This is a genomic window from Candidatus Methanoperedens nitratireducens (assembly GCF_000685155.1).
In the GTDB taxonomy this organism is placed as follows: domain Archaea; phylum Halobacteriota; class Methanosarcinia; order Methanosarcinales; family Methanoperedenaceae; genus Methanoperedens; species Methanoperedens nitratireducens.
Genome location: NZ_JMIY01000007.1, coordinates 678,614 through 696,752 on the forward strand (window position 1 = coordinate 678,614; position 18,139 = coordinate 696,752).

The window sequence follows — 18,139 nt, forward strand, 5'->3', positions numbered from 1 at the left end:
AGTAATGAGGCAAAATATTAGGAGCTAAACAGCTCTAAAAAAACCTGAGTAGATACCAAAAAGTTAAATACACAGATCGATACTTTCAATATATTCGCAAAAACATTTGAGAGAGATCTGCTACCATCCAGCCCATTCTACATTGACATAAGGGATACGATTCTCTAATGTTAAAAAATGAAATTGATTTAATATTTCCTCAATTCCTTCAACCGCTCTATCTTTGCCTGCTTCTCATCAACTATTTCTCTCTGCTGTTTCTCAAGTTGAGCAATTACCTCATTAAAACCTATTTTCAGTGAGTATATCTTATTAGGTCTTCCTTTACCTTGCCTCTTCTCTTCTCTCTCGTCTATCCAGTTACGTTGCTTTAACTCTCTCATAGCAATACTGACTTCAGGCTGACGTAATCTGGCTCCTCTCTCAAGGTCTACTGCTGTAGCCTCATTCAAATTTTGAAGATAGCTCAGCGCCCTGGCAATGTTTCTGTTCATGCCTAAAGAAATAAGTGCATCTGTGATCTCTTCGTTTTTCTCATCAAGCTGTTTGATATTAAGGGTTTTCATGCTGACTCCCACGATATATTACGGATTGTTATTATTTTAATCTTTCGATTAGGAGGAGACCATAAGTGCCTAAAATTTAAGAGCAATGAATGATAAAACCTGATTCTATGAGAAGCAAGCTATATCCTTATCCGGTTGAGACTCTTAAGCACTGGTACATTACCATAGTTGGTGGACAGTCTACAGACTTAAAGCCCGATCAGATCGGAGTGAATAGAGAGGCATTAGCTAAGAATACAAACATAGTGCCGTATGAAGATAGTGTATTCGTATCAAAACTGGAGGGTAAGGGGATGCCCCTTGTCACAAAAAAATATTTCACAGTTGTCCCCCTTGACGAAGCTTCGCCTGATGCCTCATCTAAATCGCCTATAGGCGAGGTAGTTCTACCTGCTCAAGATAAGATACAGAGAAACTGGTTTTTAGAACCGCTTGAAGTTGGAGAGCCGGTCATACTCAATAATGTGCTGAGCCAGAGGTACTACAGTGGATTTGTCCATGCCCTGGATAGACTGATCAAAAAGAGGTCAGGAAGACACTCAATAGAATATAAGTGAACTATTTGAAGTTTTATGCGAGGGATGGGATTTGAACCCACGAACTCCTACGAGAATGGACCCTAAATCCATCGCCTTTGACCGGACTTGGCAACCCTCGCAAAACAGTTAGCTAACTCACGTTTATACTGTGAAGTAACCTGAAAATGATTTTTAACCCGTATATACCTATCGTAAGGGGTGAGGCCATACGCAACATACATTGATTGTAGGTTCATAGATAACAATGAAAAAGACGATTAACAACGAACTCAAAACGAACTTAAACGAACTCATTAGCCCGAGTTCGTACCAGTTCGTTGTTTATATTAGCTGAACCACATCTGAGTATATGAAAAATGGCATGAAAGGCGCATACGTTCTGATCCTCAGGCTGGATAATGATGTCGACATCCAGGTTGGGAAACTGGGTGAGTTCAAGTTTAAAAAAGGTTTCTATGCTTACGTTGGTTCAGCGCATGGAACAGGGGGATTTAAACGCGTAACCAGGCATTTGAACGTCTCATCGGGCATAAACAGCACAAGGAAATGGCATATCGATTATCTTTTACCTTACTCCGGGGTTGTGTGCGCTGTCCTCTTGCCCACGAATAATGATATCGAATGTCCTGTTGCAAAGTCAATAGGAGAGTTCTGCTCTGAAATCCCTGGATTTGGATGCAGTGATTGCTCCTGTCCGTCCCATCTTTTCTTTACTGAAAGTGATCTCAAAGACAGGATAATCAATACGTGCAATAAGCTCATAGAGAACGAAAGTATCATTATAAGCCAGTACATGTAGGGATAGCATGGATATAGGAATCATAGGCGGCTCTGGATACACAGGCGGTGAACTACTGCGCTTACTTGCAGGGCATCCTGATGCAAATGTTGTTGCAGTGACATCGCGCAGTCGAAAAGGGCAGAAGATAAGCGATACCCATACCCATATTCGCAAAATTTTTGATTTAAATTTTGAAGACCTTAACGCAGAGGAAGTTGCCTCCCGCTCTGATATCGTGTTCACTGCCGTACCCCACGGCACAGCCATGCATATCGTGCCTGCACTGCTTGATGCTGGCGTAAAGGTCATAGACCTGAGTGCAGATTACCGCCTGAGGTCAGATGTTTTTGAGAGAGTCTATAAAATAAAGCATGCAGATCCGAGGCAGGCTGTGTACGGCATTCCTGAACTCCATCCTGAAGTGGCAGATCAAAATTTCATCGCAAATCCAGGATGTTACCCCACAGGAGCATCCCTTGCTGCAGCGCCGCTGGCTTCTGCCGGACTGATCGAACTTGCAGTCTTTGATTCAAAAAGCGGAATCTCAGGCGCAGGTGCAGAGCCGACCCGGGTATCCCATTATCCAAATATGGCAGAGAATATCCAGGCCTATAAACTTACAACCCACCGCCATCGTGCAGAGATCATCCAGGAATTGAGCCGGCTGGATGGCAGTCTCTCTAAGATCAGCTTTACTCCGCACGTTATTCCCAGCATACGCGGGATCCTGACCACGGCGCATATCTTCGTCAAAAATGAATTGAGTGAGGAAGAGATTGGCAGGATATACCACAATTTTTATAAGGATAAGCCCTTTATCAGGCTGATTAGAGGAATCCCTGTGCTTGGCAGTGTACGCGGCTCCAATTTCTGTGATATAGGTTTTGAGATCGAAAAAGACAGCCGCAGGATAGTTATAATATCAGCATTAGACAATCTTGTAAAAGGTGCATCAGGCCAGGCAATACAGAACATGAACCTGATGCTCGGACTTCCAGAAACAAAAGGTCTCTGGACGCCCGGTATTGCTCCGTGAGGTGGATATATGAATGTAAGAGATGTGATGAGAAAAGACGTAATTACCTGCAGTCCAGATGACACCGTGGGTTCTCTTTCAAAAATATTCAAAGAGAGCGGTATCAGCGGCGTGCCGGTAGTTGAAAAGGGAAAAGTAGTGGGGATTGTATCCGAGACCGATTTAATTAAATTATTTAAGGTTCCTGAATTTTCAGGTGAGCTATGGCTGCCAAGTCCACTTGAAGTAATCGAGGTTCCTTTAAGGAATCTCTTCAGGATTGAGGAATTCAGGAAAGACCTTGAGGAAATGAAGTTAAAGCCTGTGAGGGATATTATGAAAAAAACAGTTTATTCTATTTCTCCTGATGATACACTGGAAGAAGCATCCAGAAGGATGGTAAGGCACAGGGTCAACAGGCTGCCTGTGATAGAGAATGATAAGCTTGTGGGAATCATCGCCCGATGCGACATAATTATGGGGCTCTCAACGATCCAGGAATGATTATGAAGACCATCGAAGGCGGTATCTGCGCAGTCAGAGGTATCAGGGCAAACGGGATTAAGCAGGGAAAGAATGGTCTTGCCATTATCGTAGCAGATGCGCGCAGGCTTGCAACATCAGGGGTATTCACACGTAACAAAGTAATAGCTGCACCACTTATCATCACTCAAGAGTCTCTTGCCAGAGGAGATCTAAAGGCGGTTATAGTCAACAGCGGGTGCGCTAATGCGTTCACCGGGCATAAAGGCATCCTTGATGCGCGGTGGATGGCCAGGATACTGTCAAACAAACTGGACTGCAGTCCTGATGAGATCGGCGTGGCATCAACAGGTGTTATAGGGCGATACCTGGACAGGACATGGATACAGGATCATCTGGATGAGGTATTTGATAATCTATCCAGTACAAAAGAGGCAAGCAGGGCCAGCACCCGTGCTATTATGACCACTGACACGACTCTTAAAGAGGTGGCCATTGAACTCGATAACGGGGTACGCATTGGCGGAATTGCCAAAGGCTCAGGTATGATAGAGCCGAACATGGGGACTATGCTTGCATTTCTATATACTGATGCTGTCTTATCAAAAGAAACCCTTGATATCTGTCTAAAAAAGGCGGTTGATAAAAGCCTTAACATGGTTGTTGTGGATGGGGATACGAGCACCAATGACATGGTCATTCTCTCAGCCACGGGATATCAGGAATGTGAAGAAGAGGTCTTCCAGAAGGGACTTGATTCTGTGTGCATCAATCTTGCAAAGATGATCGCAAGAGATGGAGAAGGTGCAACCAGATTGATCGAGGCAAGGGTCAGGGGTGCATGCACCGCAGGCGATGCAAGACTGGCTGCCAAAGCGATTGTTCGCTCACCGCTTGTCAAGACTGCGATCTTTGGAAAAGACCCGAACTGGGGAAGGGTTGTAGCTGCTGCGGGATATTCAGGCGCAGAGATTGACCAGGATAAGATATCCCTGCTGTTCTCTGGTAATAAACAGCAGACTGTACTTGTTGATTCTGGCAGGATAATTGAAGGAGAGCTTGAGGCGCTTAAGAGTATTATGGAGAGCGATGAGATTATTATTGAGGTAGATATCGGTCTGGGGGACAATGAGGCTACTGCATGGGGTTGTGATCTGACATATGATTATGTGAAGATCAATGCGATGTACACGACCTGATTTTTTGAAAAAATGGAAGGATAAGTTTAAGTATCTTGCCGATAAGGGGGGAAAATAATAATTATTAGTGACAGATAGGAATTAGATAGGAGGATTTAGATGAAAAACAGTTTGAAGATAATTATAGGAATAATCCATGTACTGCTGACAATAGCTATTTTGCAGTTGTTGGTTCAACCGGTGATTGCAGCACCGCCGGATCTACCTAATAATTCGTGTGCTGATTGTCACCGAAAGCTAATTTTTACATCAGAAGAACAGAGACAATTTGTCGATATACGCATCAAGCATCTTGAAAGCGGTATTTCCTGCTCGATTGTATGCCATGAGGATAAACTTAACAAATCCATTGCCAGCACCTATGCAATGTGGTCTGTATCCACACATGCCCTTTTTGATGTAACATGTGAAAAATGCCATGGTGGAGACCCATTAGCGATCACAAAGAAGGATGCCCATATAGGAATATCAAAAATCAATATAGCACGCATTAACACTCCTGAGTCATGCGGAAAGTGTCATGAACCAGAACTTGATGAATTCAAGAACTCAGAGCATTTTAAAAAACTGGAATCTGGTGAGGAGGGACCTGCCCCTGCATGCATCACATGCCATCAGGCGCACAGCGTACGCGTTTTGACTTCCTCTGAAATAGAAGATTTTTGCAGTAACTGTCATAACCGCATAACCGGTATCGATCCTGCTGTCCCGAAGAAAGCAGAAGAGGCCCTGTCCTCTATCAGGGAATTACAGGTTGAGATCTCAAAAGCCAGAGGTGCTATTATCTCTGCAAAAGCAAGTGGTAAGGATGTAACCGCAGCAGAAAATGAACTGGAAGATGCAAGATCAATCCTTAAACATATCCCTTCAGTGTGGCATAGATTTAATCTGACCTTCTTTGAGACAGAGGTCAAGGAGGGCATTGAAGATGCACAGAGAGCACAAAATATAATAATGGCTGAGATGCCAGCTGCATCACCGCCCGCCAAAGCTCCAGGATTTGAGGTAATCCTGCTGATATCATGTCTGCTGATAGCATACTTCTTAAAAAAGCGCTAGATAGACAAAGGTGATCCGATGAAATATAAAAAGCGTATTATATTATTTAGCTTACTGTTTGTTATCTTCATTATCTTCATCGTACCAGGAGCTTTAGCAGATAGCTCATGTCTGGACTGCCATGAGAAGCTTTCAGCATTTAATGAAACAGAGAAGCTATTCAACGAAATACGAGTTAAACATCTGGCAAGAGATGTATCATGCTCTCTTGATTGCCATGCCGCTACCCTGGATAAGTTTGCAAAAAGCAATTATGAGCAGTGGACAAGATCTAAACATGCGCAGTTCAATGTTTCATGTGAAAGCTGCCATGGCGGCAATCCAGGCTCGGACATAAAGGATGAAGCGCATACCGGGGTCAGACGGTCATCTGATCCTGACAGTACTGTTTTCTACAGGAATGTGCCTGAGACATGCGGAGAATGCCATGTAGATGAATTAAATCAGTTCAGGGATTCTAAACATTATCAGAGATTAAAGGCTCTCAAACAGGCACCTACGTGTGATACCTGCCATGCGCCTCATGAATTTAAGGTACTGAATATGAGTGAAATCCATGGAATGTGCAGCAACTGCCACAACCCTGATATGAGGATAGCTCCCCTGGATGTACCGGATATGGCGATCGCATCACTTGAGGATGCGGAAAGATTGAATGATGAAATAAAGAAAGCCATGGATGCTATTAAATTTGCAAAGCAGCAAGGAGAGGATGTATCAGAAGCACAGAAAGATCTTGAGAATGCTGAATCAATTAGAGATCAACTCCCTGTACTGTGGCATAGTTTTGATCTTGCGCAATTTGAGAGTGTAATCGACAGCGGGATTGAGGCTGCACGGCGGGCACAGATGGATTCCGACACACCGGCGGCTACACCTTCAACTCCTGGAGCTGGAGCGATGTTATCACTGGCAGGAATTATTGCCATATACCTGTTACTGCGTAGAGGTAAGGGGTAATGGAGGTGTAAACAGGATGAATAAAAGATTTATAAATCTGATCATTTTATCTCTTGGAATAGTGCTCCTGCTCTCCTCTACGGCATATGCCAGAACAGAATATGCAGCTAAGGAGAGCCGCAATTGTCCATACTGTCATACCGCGGATGGACCACCTCAACTGAACGAAATAGGCGTTTATTATGCAACCAATAATCATTCGCTTGAAGGTTATGTCCCGTCGCCTGAAGCGACGCCTGCACCAGAACCGACCGAAGAGATCAATATTGGTGTCCATATGGATGTCTGGAATGTAGGTCTGATAGCATTTGCCACTGTTCTGCTTATTCTCGCCATTGTTTATGCTATACGATTATGAGGTAGATATATGCACATCGAAAAGATTGAATACGGGCCTGAAAAGGTTGGACTCTGGTCTCAGGTTGCTTTTGTTTCAATAATTCTATTAACTCTTGTGGCTGCAGGGCTAACAGGTATGATAATCTGGAAAATAATTCTCAGTGAACCTGCAGAGGCCTCAACAAGACAGTTCATAGAGGATACAGGAAAGCTAATGGCATACCTCCTGTTTGTTATGGCAGCTATTTTATACCTGTATGTAAAGGGATTACTGCAGGACGAATACGTCACCACACTGGAGTGAGAACATGAATGATAAAATTATACTGAAAATCACAAGAAGAAGGCTGACTGAATGCTTAATCGGCCTGGTTGCGTTATTCTTCGCCTCAGGTTTTGTGGCCGCGATATTAAAATACCTGTGGCCGCAGGCAGGAAACAAGGATGCATCCAGCGAAGTAAGAATAGCCACTGTAGATGAGGTACCGACTGGAACTGCTATAAGATTCATGTTCAATGGCAAGGCCGCAGTGCTTCTGCACATGCCTGCTGGTTTTCGGGCATTCGGGGCAGTATGTACACACCTTGGGTGCGTCGCCTACTGGAAACCTGATGAGAGCATTATATTCTGTCCATGCCATATAGGCAAGTTTGATCCCAATACAGGTGCTGTAATCTCAGGACCACCGCCATCGCCCTTACCTGCAATTGAAATTGCTGTAAGGGAAGGTGCGGTTTATGCGCTCAGGTGGAAAGACCCGGATTATGTGAGATCTATTTCATTCTATGCAGGAGCTGCATGAGGTGAACTTATGGATTTAGCTGATAAGATCTACAAATGGCTTGATGACAGGTTCAAATTAAGAGAACTGCTGCCGCCGATAGTAAAACATCCTGCTCCTGAGAATGTGATCTCCAATCCACTATATTGCCTTGGCGGGACTGCATTCCTGTGTTTCCTGATACTCGTTGTTACAGGAATATTCCTGGCAATGTACTACAAACCCACACCCGAAGAGGCATATAAGAGTGTAGAACATATAATGACAGAGGTTCCATTTGGAAGCCTTATCCGTAGCATGCACCACTGGGCAGCCAACGTCATGATAGCAGCGGTGATGCTCCACATGATAAGGATTTACTTTATGGGTGCCTATAAGAAGCCGCGGGAATTAAACTGGGTGGTTGGCATCTTCTTACTGCTGATTACCACTACCTTTGGTTTCTCAGGATATCTCCTTCCATGGGACCAGCTTGCATTCTGGGCCACGAAGATAGGTACCGGTATAGCAGGCTCGATACCTGTTATGGGCGAGTATATTTCTCTTATCCTTATGGGAGAAAGTGATATCGGTGCCGAGACGCTGACAAGGTTCTTTGCGCTGCATGTATTGATACTCCCTGCAACTATAGTAGCCCTTCTTGGATTGCATTTCATGATGGTTCGCATACAGGGAATCTCAGGGAGGCTTTAATATGGCACTAATAGAAGTTGAAAGACCCGAAACCGAAGTCAAGGAAGAGAGACAAGAACCTGTAAGGGTGCGCGGGCTTCCGTTCTTCCCGCATTTCGTGCTTCGTGAAGTAGTGGTAATGTGTATTATAGCAGGCAGCCTTGTACTGCTGGCTTCAGTGTACCCGGCAGGTCTGCTTGAACCTGCTGATCCATTTGATACACCCTCGCCAATATTTCCTGAATGGTATTTCCTGTATGTCTTCGGTTTCCTGAAATTCTGGACATGGGATATCGGACCTGTACCTGCAAAGATCATAGGCGTGACAGTGCCCATGGTACTCTGGTATGGCCTTCTGATGCTCGTGCCTTTCATCGACAGGAACCCATCAACTGATATCAGGAAGAGAAAGGTTGCGGTCACCCTTGGAGTCATTGCCCTGCTGGGTGTATTGTTTTTCACATACTACAGCATCGTATTCCATTGATGAAGCTGTCCAGATCAAGCTATCTGCGGGTAGAAGCAATAACCAAGATCACAGGACTTATACTGCTGGCAGTAGGTATAGATAATATACCAAAGGGCAATTACTCTATTGCCCTTGTTTTTTTTGGTCTTGGCGGGATGATAGGCATTATACCCCTGTTCATCGAGGTTGAGACCTGATTTTATCCTGGTTATAGAAACTGTCGTTAGGCTTATATAACCCCAATCTCATAATTATCATTGTGAAAATAATAGAGGTAGTGGTCATATTCCTGCTGCTGTTCGTAATACTCGGAGGTATGTCTGTTCCACTGTGGTGGGACACAGCCCAGCCGTATATATTCGGGCTTCCCGGCTACATCGAAGGTGTTATCAGAGATATGAAGAACACACTTGATTATATATTGGAAAATATATAACAATGGACTAAACTGGTGTACTGAATTAACCCTTATCCCAATTATTTTACTTCCACCACGAACTTACAGCGATTATGTCCTGTCCCAAAGCACTCAGTTTCCATGATGTCGTAGTTGAGATTCAACCTGCTTGAGAGAATTCCTTCTATAATACCCTCACTTATAGAACACAGCGTTTTTCCTAAACTTGGCATTTTATCCATATTAGAGCAATTATCAATCAGGATTATAAGTTTATCATCTCTGACTACGGACATGTTCCCCATCTCATGGTAGTTCCAAAAAGCAATAAGTTCATCTAAAATTCCCTCAAGATTATCCGATTTAAACCCTGGCCCGATCCTTGTACCGATATCATTTCCTATTATTTTCATTAGCGGTTTTGGATCGACACCATATGCTTCTATACCATATCGAACAGTATAAAAAAGATGCTTTATAAAGGAGCTATCATTCAATTCGGATATCCCAATATTATCTAAATACCTGTTATATTGGTTTCGCAGCGGCCTTTGAGAGAATGCCATGCACATGGAATTCAATACAAAATATTTCTTCCGTTTATCGTCTGGATAGTTTTTCTCCTGTATCAGGTTTAATTTCTCAAGATCATCAAGATGTACCGATATTGTAGATTTGGCTTTCCCGGATTGTTCCACAAGTTCATCAAAGGATGTTGTGCCCTGACTTAGAAGCTCAAGTATCTTCAGCTTAACTGGACTGTCCAGAGCTACAATACCAGCATCTGTCGAAAAAATCATAGTATTATGGCTATGGCCCATAAAATTGTTAATAGCCGCAGTAATATAAATAATGTTCGTTTTTCTACGAAATTTGAACTGTTATAGAGAGAGCCCGGCTCATCAGAGCAGCGGTTATTCGAATAATCTATCAAGCAGCCACTCCGGGTCAAATTTTATAAGGTCCTTATAGCTCTGCCCAACTCCAATGAACAGGATGGGTTTGCCAGTTGAGTATGATATGGAGATAGCTGCCCCACCTTTTGCATCAGCATCCTGCTTTGTCAGTATGCTGCCGTTAAAAGCTACTGCGCTGTTGAACAGCTTGGCACGTTCCACTGCGTCGTTCCCTGCCACTGCCTCATCAACGAAAATAACAAAGTCTGGCTGGTTAACCCGGTGTATTTTTTTTAATTGATCCATCAGATTGATGTTGGTATGCATCCTGCCCGCCGTATCAGCCAGCACGATATCCTTATGTTTTGCCTTTGCGAACTGGATTGCATCATATACGACTGCGGCTGGATCTGCACCCTCCTGGTGTTTTATGATCTTTACTCCAAGAGCACTGGCATGTTTCTCAATCTGCTCTATAGCACCAGCGCGGAAGGTATCCCCTGCTGCTATTACCACAGAGTAGCCCTGCTCTTTGAAGCGCTCGGCCATTTTTGCTATAGTCGTGGTCTTGCCTGTACCATTAACTCCCACAAAGACAATGCTTACAGGTTTGCTGGACTTTTTGATGAACTCATCAAAATCAAAGGAGTCTACTGAAATCACCTTTAAGATCGCCTGCCTGAGGGCAGTTTCAACGATCTTCCCTGTATCTGAGCCTATTCTCCTGCGGCTTCCCACAAGTTCAGCCTTCACTGAGTCCACTATTTTCTCAGCTACAGGCAGTGCCACATCGCTTTCAAGAAGCGCCATCTCAAGCTCCCACAGGTGGTCCTGCAGGCTCTTCTCATCGATGATGAATTCCCGTTCAATAACCGCTGCTTTTATCCTGCCGAACACACCGATTCTCTCATGCGCTCTGGTGCTTGTTTCGGGAGGTTGTGCGGGTATCTCCTCTTTTTCTGCAGGTTGTGTTTCTATGACCTCTTCCTTTTTCTCTTCGATTGCACCGCCTAGAACTTTTTTGACGCCGCCAAGCTTTTCTTTAAGTTTCTCAAACATATTTATTCGGCACGCATGGGCTGTTGTGACCGCTGGGTTTGCTCATACCTCTGTAAAGTCCTCTCAATACCCTGCAACTCCTCAGCGAGTTTTGTGAACGCATTGTTCAATTGCTCATGGTATTTTGTAAGTTCATCTTTTCTTTTCTCAAGGAAGACTTTTGCATCATCAGTTCCCTTCTCAACACTCACACCTGCTCCAATCCCGATCACTACTTTATCAGGGTTGGTAAGCGTTGCATTGACAAATGAACCAAACCCTACAGGTACCAGGATCTCTTCTCCGGCAGGCTCGTCTTTTAATGCTGTGATTGTCGTTAATGCTGTTTCTACATCTCTAATCGTTATTTTTAGCATATTTACCTGCTGTGCTATTGCCTCTGCCTGATACTGGTACTGCTGATGCCTTACTACCAGGTCCTGAGCCTGCTGTTGTGTTAATCTCTCATCGCTCATTCTTTAACCTCTTCTATCGATTCTATCTTTATAAGATTACGCTTTAATCCGTGTTCACTTCCTATCAATGAATATACCCTGTCTGATGCATTAGTCTTACTCATGGATGTTACATTCTTTGTAAAGCGTTCCCATTTTTCTCCAGCTCTGAAGATTCCCTTCACTATGAAATTCATTATATCACCTGATTAGGGGGTTTGTGTTATACTCAATCGGATATATACCTACTGGAATGTATAAGCGAAGAGGAGTATCCCTCTAAACCGCTTGTTACAGGACAATGGCCCATGACCAAAGAAGCGCCTTAGATTTTATTTTTGGATGTGCCAACCTTTATGTAATAAGGGAATAGAATAGCTATTATGAGCTACCTGTACACAGCATTTGGCATTGTGTGGATCGTATTGATTGCATATATCTTAAACCTGATGCGATTGCGAAGAGTATTGAGTAATGAACTCAGGTTCTTAGAAAGTATGAAATAATATGAGCATAGAGACGATTTTGAATTATAAGAATATCGCTGTGGTCGGCATATCTGATAATCCCGGGCGTCCAAGCCATATGATAGCGAGTTTCCTTGAGGCACATGGGTATAACATCATACCTGTAAACCCGAACCTGAAAGAGTGGAGAGGAAAGAAATGTTATCCAGATCTTCTATCAATACCCGAGAAAGTGGATATTGTGAATATCTTCAGGCGCTCAGAAGCTGTCCCGCCTATCGTTGATGAGGCAATTGCGATAAAGGCCAGGGCTGTATGGATGCAGGAAGGTATCGTAAACGAAGAGGCCGCGGAAAAAGCCCGCAGGGCAGGGCTTGAAGTTGTTATGGATAAGTGCATTAAGATTGAGTATAACAGGCTGAAACGTTAGCCTGTTCCTTTAGGTATATTATATATTATATATTATATATTAAAACCCTAATTTCTCGTTTACCAGGATCAGTGTAAGTTTGCGACCGGGATCAGTTTCTCTCTCAAATATCAAAAGTTTCCCTACAGTACTTCCCCAGTAGCCTTCTCTTTTCATCCGGGCATCTTCAAGTGGTAAAGAATGCTCTCGCACACGTTTTATTGCAGCATCCAGTGCAGGCGTAATCTTCTGTGTCCCGGCAACCCAGATAACATTTCTGCTCGTAAATACGTAAGAAGGAAGCTGACTACCCGTAGCGCTGGCAATAACTAGTTCACCTGTTTCGGCAATCGCATGCACGCTTCCCAGAAAGTATTCTGATAGGACGCTTCTTTTGCGAAGTTCATTCTGTTTTTTCTCATCTTTTTCTGCCAGGATCATATCCTTCCAGTTCTTCCAGGGATGTTTTCCTGATTTTAAAAGATCAACAAAACCGATCTCCTGCAGTGTTGTTGAGCCGCCTGTCATGATCTCTGCACCGGGAGGGATTAATTCCTGTAACCTCCTGAGGGCATCCTCTTTTGTGTTCACAAACTCAGGACTGATACCACGGTGTCCTACGGCTTCCATTACTCTTTTAACCGTTTCCTCTGATGCCAGTGTTTCGTATTTCATGCTAACCTCCGTTAATTTTGTAATAGCGGCTTAATAGTTATAGTTTGCGTTCCGAAGGTAATATTAATAAGACCTTAGGATTATGTATCATATAGTTATGAGGTCATCCACTTGGATCTAAAGATCAAGCCCATCGGAGTAATAAAAAAATCTAATTCAGGCCTATCAGATGTGATTATATACTCTGATTTTGAACGGGTTATCGGCAGTATTATGCAGAAATTCGAGGAAGGAATAAATCTGCTGATTGTACATAAAAACCATAATTCCATAGATGAGCATCAGGTTAAGATATCGATAGCCGAATTAATAAATCGTAAAGGCAATCTTTTGACTGTAAAAGGCATTGAGGCCGATGATGATTCGGTAATAGATATCAGACTGAGCAGTGAGATTTAATTTCGGGTACGAATATGGGGATTGACTTCGGAGATCTCTTCGAGAAAAAAGAAATAGATCTATCGGATCTGAGAGGAAAAGTAATAGCCATTGATGCATACAATATCCTTTATCAGTTTCTCAGTATAATCCGCCAGCGCGACGGTACACCGCTTATCGATTCCCATGGTGAGATAACATCCCATCTCTCAGGTTTTTTATACAGGACAACAAACCTGATTGAGGCCGGTATCAGGCCGGTGTTTGTTTTTGATGGAGAGCCGCCAGAGTTTAAGAACTCAACACTCAATGAGCGGAAAAAAATACGGGTAGAGGCCATGGTAAGATGGGAAGAAGCAAAAGAAAAAGGTGATGAGGCTGCATTTAAATATGCCCAGGCATCATCGCAAATTAAAGGGAATATGATAGAAGATGCTAAAAAGCTGCTCGTGTTAATGGGACTTCCCGTCATCCAGGCTCCATCTGAAGGTGAGGCACAGGCTGCATTTATGGTCAGAAATAATGATGCTTATGCCGCTGGTTCTCAGGATTATGATGCCCTTCTGTTCGGGGCACCTGTTATTGTCAGAAACCTGGCTGTGACAGGAAAAAGAAAACTGCCCGGGATGGGCGTGTATGTGGATATAAAACCCCAGATTATAGAACTTGAGAGCGGACTTACAGGACTCGGGATTACAAGAGAGCAGCTTGTTGATATAGCACTTCTTATAGGAACCGATTATAATGCAGGTATAAAAGGGATTGGTCCAAAGAAAGCCCTTAAACTGATAAAGAAACATGGATATATTGAGCAGGCGCTTGATGAACTTGGCGAGGACATTAAAAATCTGGCAGAACTAAAGGAGCTGTTCCTCAATCCCGCTGTAACCTCTGATTATGAACTCAAATGGAAAAAGCCGGATGCATCAGGAATAATAGAGTTCCTCTGTATACAGCATGATTTCTCAGAGGCACGCGTATCAAAGGCCACAGAGCGCTTAATCGAAGCTTCAAAAGATGGACAGCAGACGCTGGATAGATGGTTTTAGGTCATGAGCAAAGCATACCTTACTGCCTGGATGGAACGGTTATTATCTTTTCCTTTGCCAGCTCATCTTTAATCCTGGCTGTAACACTTGAGACAATAGTATCCCTCTCCAGAATACGGTTTACCCAGAATCGAAGCTCAATCTCTATATTCCAGGATGGACCGACCTGCTTCATTCCTGTAGCCAGTACTTCAATACGATATGGCCGAACTCCCCGTGTACTTTTGGCGGCTGAGGTCATAATCTCTGAAACTTTTTCCAGATCAACATCAGCCGCCAAAGATACCGGTATCTTCACCAGTATTTCGCCAGTTTTTGAGTAATTTACTACTGCATTTGATGTAAATGTAGAGTTCGGAATCGTAATCAATCGCCCATCAGAGGTCTGTACACTTGTACTTCTAACCCTTATATCCCTGACAACACCCTGGAATCCTATAATATCAATGAAATCCCCCGTGACAAACGGTTTCTCAAGCATGATAAGAATGCCGGCAATAAAATTAGATATAACTGCCTGGGAACCTATGCCGATTATCAATCCCACAATTCCAAAACTGGCTACAAAAGTCGCGATATTGAAATTGAAGATATCAAGGACCAATACAAGGCCTACAAAAGCAATAAAATATGTGATGATCCTGTTTACCGAGCCAAGAATATCCCTGGGTATACCCGTTTTCTGCCCGAAGCGCGATACCGCTGTAGCGATAGTCTTTGCAATGATGGAAGCTATGACTGTGATAATTACAACATACACTATCTTTTCTACCACTAACCTTGTACTTTCAGTAAAAAACCCCTCAAATAACATCAATAAATTTAATGGGTATGTAATTGTATCAAGCTATCGTATTAGCGGTTGCGAAACAATTAAGTAAGTAGAATATATCTAAATGCATATCTTGAACAAACTATTGAATATACCTGAGGGGATATAATGGACGAGATACAGCTCACGGTTGCAAAGGCATACCCGAACGATTCTGGAAGAGGGATAGCGCGTCTTGACCCGCACACATTGATGATTCTGCAGCTTACACCTGGAGATATTATAGAACTTGAAGGGAAAAGACGCACATCTGCAAAAGTCTGGCGTGCCGATCGTATAGACTGGGACCAGAGTATAATACGTATTGATGGTTTTATCAGACAGAATGCAGGTGCAGGTATAGGAGATAATATAAAGATAAAAAAAATAGATGTTAAAGCCGCAAAGAAGGTCGTTCTGGCTCCGCCAGAGGGCACATCAATCCAGTTCGGGGGAGAGGCCGAGGAGATGGTAAAGCGCCAGATCATGAAACGTTCAGTCACCAGAGGGGACATAATCCCTGTGATGAGTACTATGGCACATCCTTTCCTCGGGCGCGTTGTAACAGGCCAGACAATCCCACTGGTTGCAATCGAGGCTGAGCCTGAGGGTATTCTTTTAATCACCGATGGGACAGAGATCAAACTCAGGGAGAAACCTGTAGTACTGGAGGTAACAGGAACCGGGATAACCTATGAGGATATAGGTGGTTTAAGTGATGAGATCCAGCGCCTGCGAGAGATGATCGAACTGCCCATGAAGCATCCAGAGATCTTCGAGAGACTTGGTATCGAATCTCCAAAAGGTGTTCTGATGTACGGCCCTCCAGGAACCGGGAAAACCCTCATAGCCAGGGCAGTTGCAAATGAATCCGGGGCAAATTTCTTCTCTATAGCCGGCCCTGAGATAATGAGCAAGTACTACGGTGAGAGTGAGCAGAGGCTGCGCGAGTTATTCGAGCAGGCAAACAGGGAAGCTCCTTCGATTATATTCATAGATGAGCTGGATTCAATCGCTCCAAGAAGGGAAGAGGTTACAGGTGAGGTTGAGCGGAGAGTGGTAGCCCAGCTCCTTACCATGATGGATGGTATGGAGGAGAGGGGCCAGGTTGTTGTAATAGGTGCAACAAACCGCATCGATGCCATTGATCCCGCGCTCCGCCGCCCGGGAAGGTTTGATCGTGAGATAGAGATCGGAGTGCCTGACCACATAGATAGGCTTGAGATTTTTCAGATACACACACGGGGGATGCCCATTTATCACTGGGAAAATGATGTTGCAGCAAAAGTACTTTTAGAGAAGATATCCTCTTTTGAGAAAAATCCCACAATGAGTAAAATTAATGAAACAATAAAGGAAAAAAGAAGTGTACTCGAATCTATAGTGGCAGACATAAACGAAATTAAACACGTTAAAAACATCAGAGAATTTGAGGATATTAAGAATACATTCTCGGACAGAATACTAAAACAAAATGATAAAGAAATAAGAGAAATTGAGAGAACGATTTTAGATGCGGGTGTGATCTCTGAGGATTATATTAAGAAGGTTATTGAAGATTCAGCCCCTTATCTGCTAAATCACCTCGCGTCTACAACACACGGGTTTGTAGGGGCTGATATATCTGCTCTTGCAAGAGAAGCTGCCATGAAAGCGCTCAGGAGATATCTCCCCCGGATTAAACTTGATGAAGCTGTCCCGCGCGAGTTACTCGATAGCATGTATATTACAGGTAATGATTTCGACGTAGCGCTAAAGGATGTTGAGCCTTCTGCTATGAGGGAGGTACTGGTCGAACTCCCTGAGGTTTCATGGGGTGATGTAGGTGGACTGGATGAAGCAAAGCAGGAGATAATAGAAGCTGTTGAATGGCCTCTTAAAAGTCCTCAGAAATTTGTAAAAATGGGTATCCGCCCTCCAAAAGGGATCCTCCTGTACGGCCCTCCAGGCACAGGAAAGACATTGCTTGCAAAAGCAGTCGCAAATGAAAGTTCTGCTAATTTTATAAGCATAAGAGGACCTCAGCTCATATCCAAATGGGTAGGGGAATCAGAGAGATCAGTCCGGGAGGTGTTCAAGAAGGCACGCCAGGTAGCACCATGCGTACTATTCCTTGACGAACTTGATGCAATCGCTCCTGTCAGGGGTATGGATTCAGGTTCAAAGGCATCTGAGCGTGTAGTTAACCAGTTACTCACAGAGCTTGATGGGATTGAGACCCTGAAGAACGTTGTGGTGATTGCTGCAACAAACAGGCCGGAGATAGTAGATCCAGCGCTCATTCGTTCAGGCCGTTTTGACAGGCTTGTTTTTGTAGGACCCCCTGGCAGGGCAGGCAGGATCGAGATATTCAGGATACATCTGCAGAATATCCCTCTATGTGATGGTGTGAATATAGAGGAGTTAGCTGATCTTACTGATAATTATGTAGGGGCAGATATTGAGGCACTGTGTAAAGAGGCGGTTATGCTGGCGCTGAGGGAGAATTTCGATACAGAGAGAGTTGATATGAGACACTTCCGTGTATCGTTGAAGAAGGTCAGACCTGCCCTTGTAGAAGGTATGATAGAATACTATGAGAGACTGCAGGAGCAGTTCAAGGGCGGGACAAAACAGGAACAGAAGTCTTATATAGGTTATAGATAAAAATAGCATGTTTGGTTAACCTATATTTAAAATAGGTACAGGCGGTTCATTAGA

The 18,139-nt window shown here is 43.6% G+C and carries 26 protein-coding genes and 1 tRNA gene; 19 read left to right on the forward strand and 8 right to left on the reverse strand.

All coding sequences use genetic code 11. The features are described from left to right. Window positions 1–188: 188 nt before the first annotated feature. A complete protein-coding gene (locus tag ANME2D_RS15400) occupies window positions 189–566 on the reverse strand; it encodes a hypothetical protein (protein WP_048093444.1) in 378 nt (125 codons plus the stop codon). A gap of 107 nt (window positions 567–673) precedes the next feature. Here ANME2D_RS15400 and ANME2D_RS15405 point away from each other — a divergent pair, with 107 nt between their 5' ends. Next, window positions 674–1,123: a hypothetical protein gene (locus ANME2D_RS15405; protein ID WP_157834171.1), complete on the forward strand. Its 450-nt coding sequence runs from the start codon at window positions 674–676 to the stop codon at window positions 1,121–1,123. Window positions 1,124–1,139: 16 nt separating this feature from the next. Here ANME2D_RS15405 and ANME2D_RS15410 read toward each other — a convergent pair. Continuing rightward, window positions 1,140–1,224: transfer RNA gene (locus ANME2D_RS15410), tRNA-Leu, on the reverse strand. Window positions 1,225–1,454: 230 nt separating this feature from the next. On the opposite strand from ANME2D_RS15410, the gene ANME2D_RS15415 reads away from it, so the two are divergent. The 13 genes from ANME2D_RS15415 to ANME2D_RS18280 all read left to right on the forward strand — a co-directional run bounded on the left by ANME2D_RS15415 (window position 1,455) and on the right by ANME2D_RS18280 (window position 9,300). Beyond that, window positions 1,455–1,904, forward strand: a complete 450-nt coding sequence (locus ANME2D_RS15415; RefSeq protein WP_052368983.1) for a GIY-YIG nuclease family protein — start codon at window positions 1,455–1,457, stop codon at window positions 1,902–1,904. Between the two features lie 7 nt (window positions 1,905–1,911). Continuing rightward, complete coding sequence (gene argC / locus ANME2D_RS15420; RefSeq protein ID WP_048093448.1) at window positions 1,912–2,922, forward strand: N-acetyl-gamma-glutamyl-phosphate reductase; 1,011 nt, start codon at window positions 1,912–1,914, stop codon at window positions 2,920–2,922. Window positions 2,923–2,931: 9 nt separating this feature from the next. Then, the gene (locus tag ANME2D_RS15425) at window positions 2,932–3,405 is read left to right on the forward strand and encodes a CBS domain-containing protein (protein WP_048093453.1); all 474 of its coding nucleotides are present in this window, start codon (window positions 2,932–2,934) and stop codon (window positions 3,403–3,405) included. Between the two features lie 2 nt (window positions 3,406–3,407). Continuing rightward, window positions 3,408–4,583, forward strand: coding sequence for a bifunctional ornithine acetyltransferase/N-acetylglutamate synthase (argJ, locus tag ANME2D_RS15430; RefSeq protein WP_048093456.1), 1,176 nt, complete (start codon window positions 3,408–3,410; stop codon window positions 4,581–4,583). Window positions 4,584–4,682: 99 nt separating this feature from the next. Next, complete coding sequence (locus ANME2D_RS15435; protein ID WP_048093459.1) at window positions 4,683–5,642, forward strand: cytochrome c3 family protein; 960 nt, start codon at window positions 4,683–4,685, stop codon at window positions 5,640–5,642. Window positions 5,643–5,660: 18 nt separating this feature from the next. Then, entirely contained in the window at window positions 5,661–6,602 is a 942-nt protein-coding gene (locus tag ANME2D_RS15440) for a cytochrome c3 family protein (protein WP_048093461.1), read from the forward strand. A gap of 16 nt (window positions 6,603–6,618) precedes the next feature. After that, window positions 6,619–6,960: a hypothetical protein gene (locus tag ANME2D_RS15445; RefSeq protein WP_048093463.1), complete on the forward strand. Its 342-nt coding sequence runs from the start codon at window positions 6,619–6,621 to the stop codon at window positions 6,958–6,960. Window positions 6,961–6,969: 9 nt separating this feature from the next. After that, window positions 6,970–7,245 carry a hypothetical protein gene (locus ANME2D_RS15450; RefSeq protein ID WP_048093465.1) on the forward strand — a complete coding sequence of 92 codons (276 nt, stop codon included), beginning with the start codon at window positions 6,970–6,972 and terminating at the stop codon, window positions 7,243–7,245. 4 nt (window positions 7,246–7,249) lie between these two features. Beyond that, window positions 7,250–7,744: a QcrA and Rieske domain-containing protein gene (locus ANME2D_RS15455; RefSeq protein WP_052368984.1), complete on the forward strand. Its 495-nt coding sequence runs from the start codon at window positions 7,250–7,252 to the stop codon at window positions 7,742–7,744. Between the two features lie 9 nt (window positions 7,745–7,753). Beyond that, window positions 7,754–8,416 carry a cytochrome b gene (locus ANME2D_RS15460; RefSeq protein WP_048093467.1) on the forward strand — a complete coding sequence of 221 codons (663 nt, stop codon included), beginning with the start codon at window positions 7,754–7,756 and terminating at the stop codon, window positions 8,414–8,416. A 1-nt stretch (window position 8,417) separates the two neighbouring features. Continuing rightward, complete coding sequence (locus ANME2D_RS15465; protein WP_048093469.1) at window positions 8,418–8,882, forward strand: cytochrome b family protein; 465 nt, start codon at window positions 8,418–8,420, stop codon at window positions 8,880–8,882. Further along, window positions 8,882–9,061 (forward strand): hypothetical protein, encoded by a 180-nt coding sequence (locus ANME2D_RS15470; protein WP_048093471.1) that lies wholly within the window; start codon window positions 8,882–8,884, stop codon window positions 9,059–9,061. Before ANME2D_RS15465 ends, ANME2D_RS15470 begins: the two co-directional genes overlap by 1 nt. Before the next feature lie 62 nt (window positions 9,062–9,123). Next, window positions 9,124–9,300 (forward strand): hypothetical protein, encoded by a 177-nt coding sequence (locus ANME2D_RS18280; protein ID WP_157834172.1) that lies wholly within the window; start codon window positions 9,124–9,126, stop codon window positions 9,298–9,300. Window positions 9,301–9,341: 41 nt separating this feature from the next. Here the strand turns inward: ANME2D_RS18280 and ANME2D_RS15475 are convergent, their stop codons facing one another. The 4 genes from ANME2D_RS15475 to rpl18a all read right to left on the reverse strand — a co-directional run bounded on the left by ANME2D_RS15475 (window position 9,342) and on the right by rpl18a (window position 11,847). Then, the gene (locus ANME2D_RS15475; protein WP_048093473.1) at window positions 9,342–10,082 is read right to left on the reverse strand and encodes a V4R domain-containing protein; all 741 of its coding nucleotides are present in this window, start codon (window positions 10,080–10,082) and stop codon (window positions 9,342–9,344) included. A gap of 93 nt (window positions 10,083–10,175) precedes the next feature. Then, window positions 10,176–11,216, reverse strand: coding sequence for a signal recognition particle-docking protein FtsY (ftsY, locus tag ANME2D_RS15480; RefSeq protein WP_048093475.1), 1,041 nt, complete (start codon window positions 11,214–11,216; stop codon window positions 10,176–10,178). Between the two features lie 2 nt (window positions 11,217–11,218). Beyond that, window positions 11,219–11,671 carry a prefoldin subunit alpha gene (gene pfdA / locus ANME2D_RS15485; protein WP_048093477.1) on the reverse strand — a complete coding sequence of 151 codons (453 nt, stop codon included), beginning with the start codon at window positions 11,669–11,671 and terminating at the stop codon, window positions 11,219–11,221. Next, on the reverse strand, window positions 11,668–11,847 hold the full coding sequence (gene rpl18a, locus ANME2D_RS15490) for a 50S ribosomal protein L18Ae (RefSeq protein WP_048093483.1): 180 nt from the start codon (window positions 11,845–11,847) through the stop codon (window positions 11,668–11,670). Before rpl18a ends, pfdA begins: the two co-directional genes overlap by 4 nt. Before the next feature lie 186 nt (window positions 11,848–12,033). Between rpl18a and ANME2D_RS17575 the strand changes: the two genes are divergently transcribed. Next, window positions 12,034–12,156: a CcmD family protein gene (locus tag ANME2D_RS17575; protein WP_081810328.1), complete on the forward strand. Its 123-nt coding sequence runs from the start codon at window positions 12,034–12,036 to the stop codon at window positions 12,154–12,156. A 1-nt stretch (window position 12,157) separates the two neighbouring features. Continuing rightward, entirely contained in the window at window positions 12,158–12,547 is a 390-nt protein-coding gene (locus tag ANME2D_RS15495; protein WP_048093490.1) for a CoA-binding protein, read from the forward strand. Window positions 12,548–12,586: 39 nt separating this feature from the next. Here ANME2D_RS15495 and ANME2D_RS15500 read toward each other — a convergent pair whose 3' ends face one another. After that, a complete protein-coding gene (locus ANME2D_RS15500; protein ID WP_048093492.1) occupies window positions 12,587–13,201 on the reverse strand; it encodes a lactate utilization protein in 615 nt (204 codons plus the stop codon). A 111-nt stretch (window positions 13,202–13,312) separates the two neighbouring features. On the opposite strand from ANME2D_RS15500, the gene ANME2D_RS15505 reads away from it, so the two are divergent. Together ANME2D_RS15505 and fen are read left to right on the forward strand one after the other, a co-directional pair. Further along, entirely contained in the window at window positions 13,313–13,600 is a 288-nt protein-coding gene (locus tag ANME2D_RS15505) for a hypothetical protein (RefSeq protein WP_048093494.1), read from the forward strand. Between the two features lie 14 nt (window positions 13,601–13,614). Next, a complete protein-coding gene (gene fen, locus ANME2D_RS15510; RefSeq protein ID WP_048093496.1) occupies window positions 13,615–14,628 on the forward strand; it encodes a flap endonuclease-1 in 1,014 nt (337 codons plus the stop codon). A gap of 19 nt (window positions 14,629–14,647) precedes the next feature. On the opposite strand, the gene ANME2D_RS15515 is transcribed toward fen, so the two are convergent. Beyond that, window positions 14,648–15,442 (reverse strand): mechanosensitive ion channel family protein, encoded by a 795-nt coding sequence (locus ANME2D_RS15515; RefSeq protein WP_048093503.1) that lies wholly within the window; start codon window positions 15,440–15,442, stop codon window positions 14,648–14,650. Between the two features lie 126 nt (window positions 15,443–15,568). Between ANME2D_RS15515 and ANME2D_RS15520 the strand changes: the two genes are divergently transcribed. Beyond that, window positions 15,569–18,085 carry a CDC48 family AAA ATPase gene (locus tag ANME2D_RS15520; RefSeq protein WP_048093506.1) on the forward strand — a complete coding sequence of 839 codons (2,517 nt, stop codon included), beginning with the start codon at window positions 15,569–15,571 and terminating at the stop codon, window positions 18,083–18,085. Window positions 18,086–18,139: the final 54 nt, after the last annotated feature.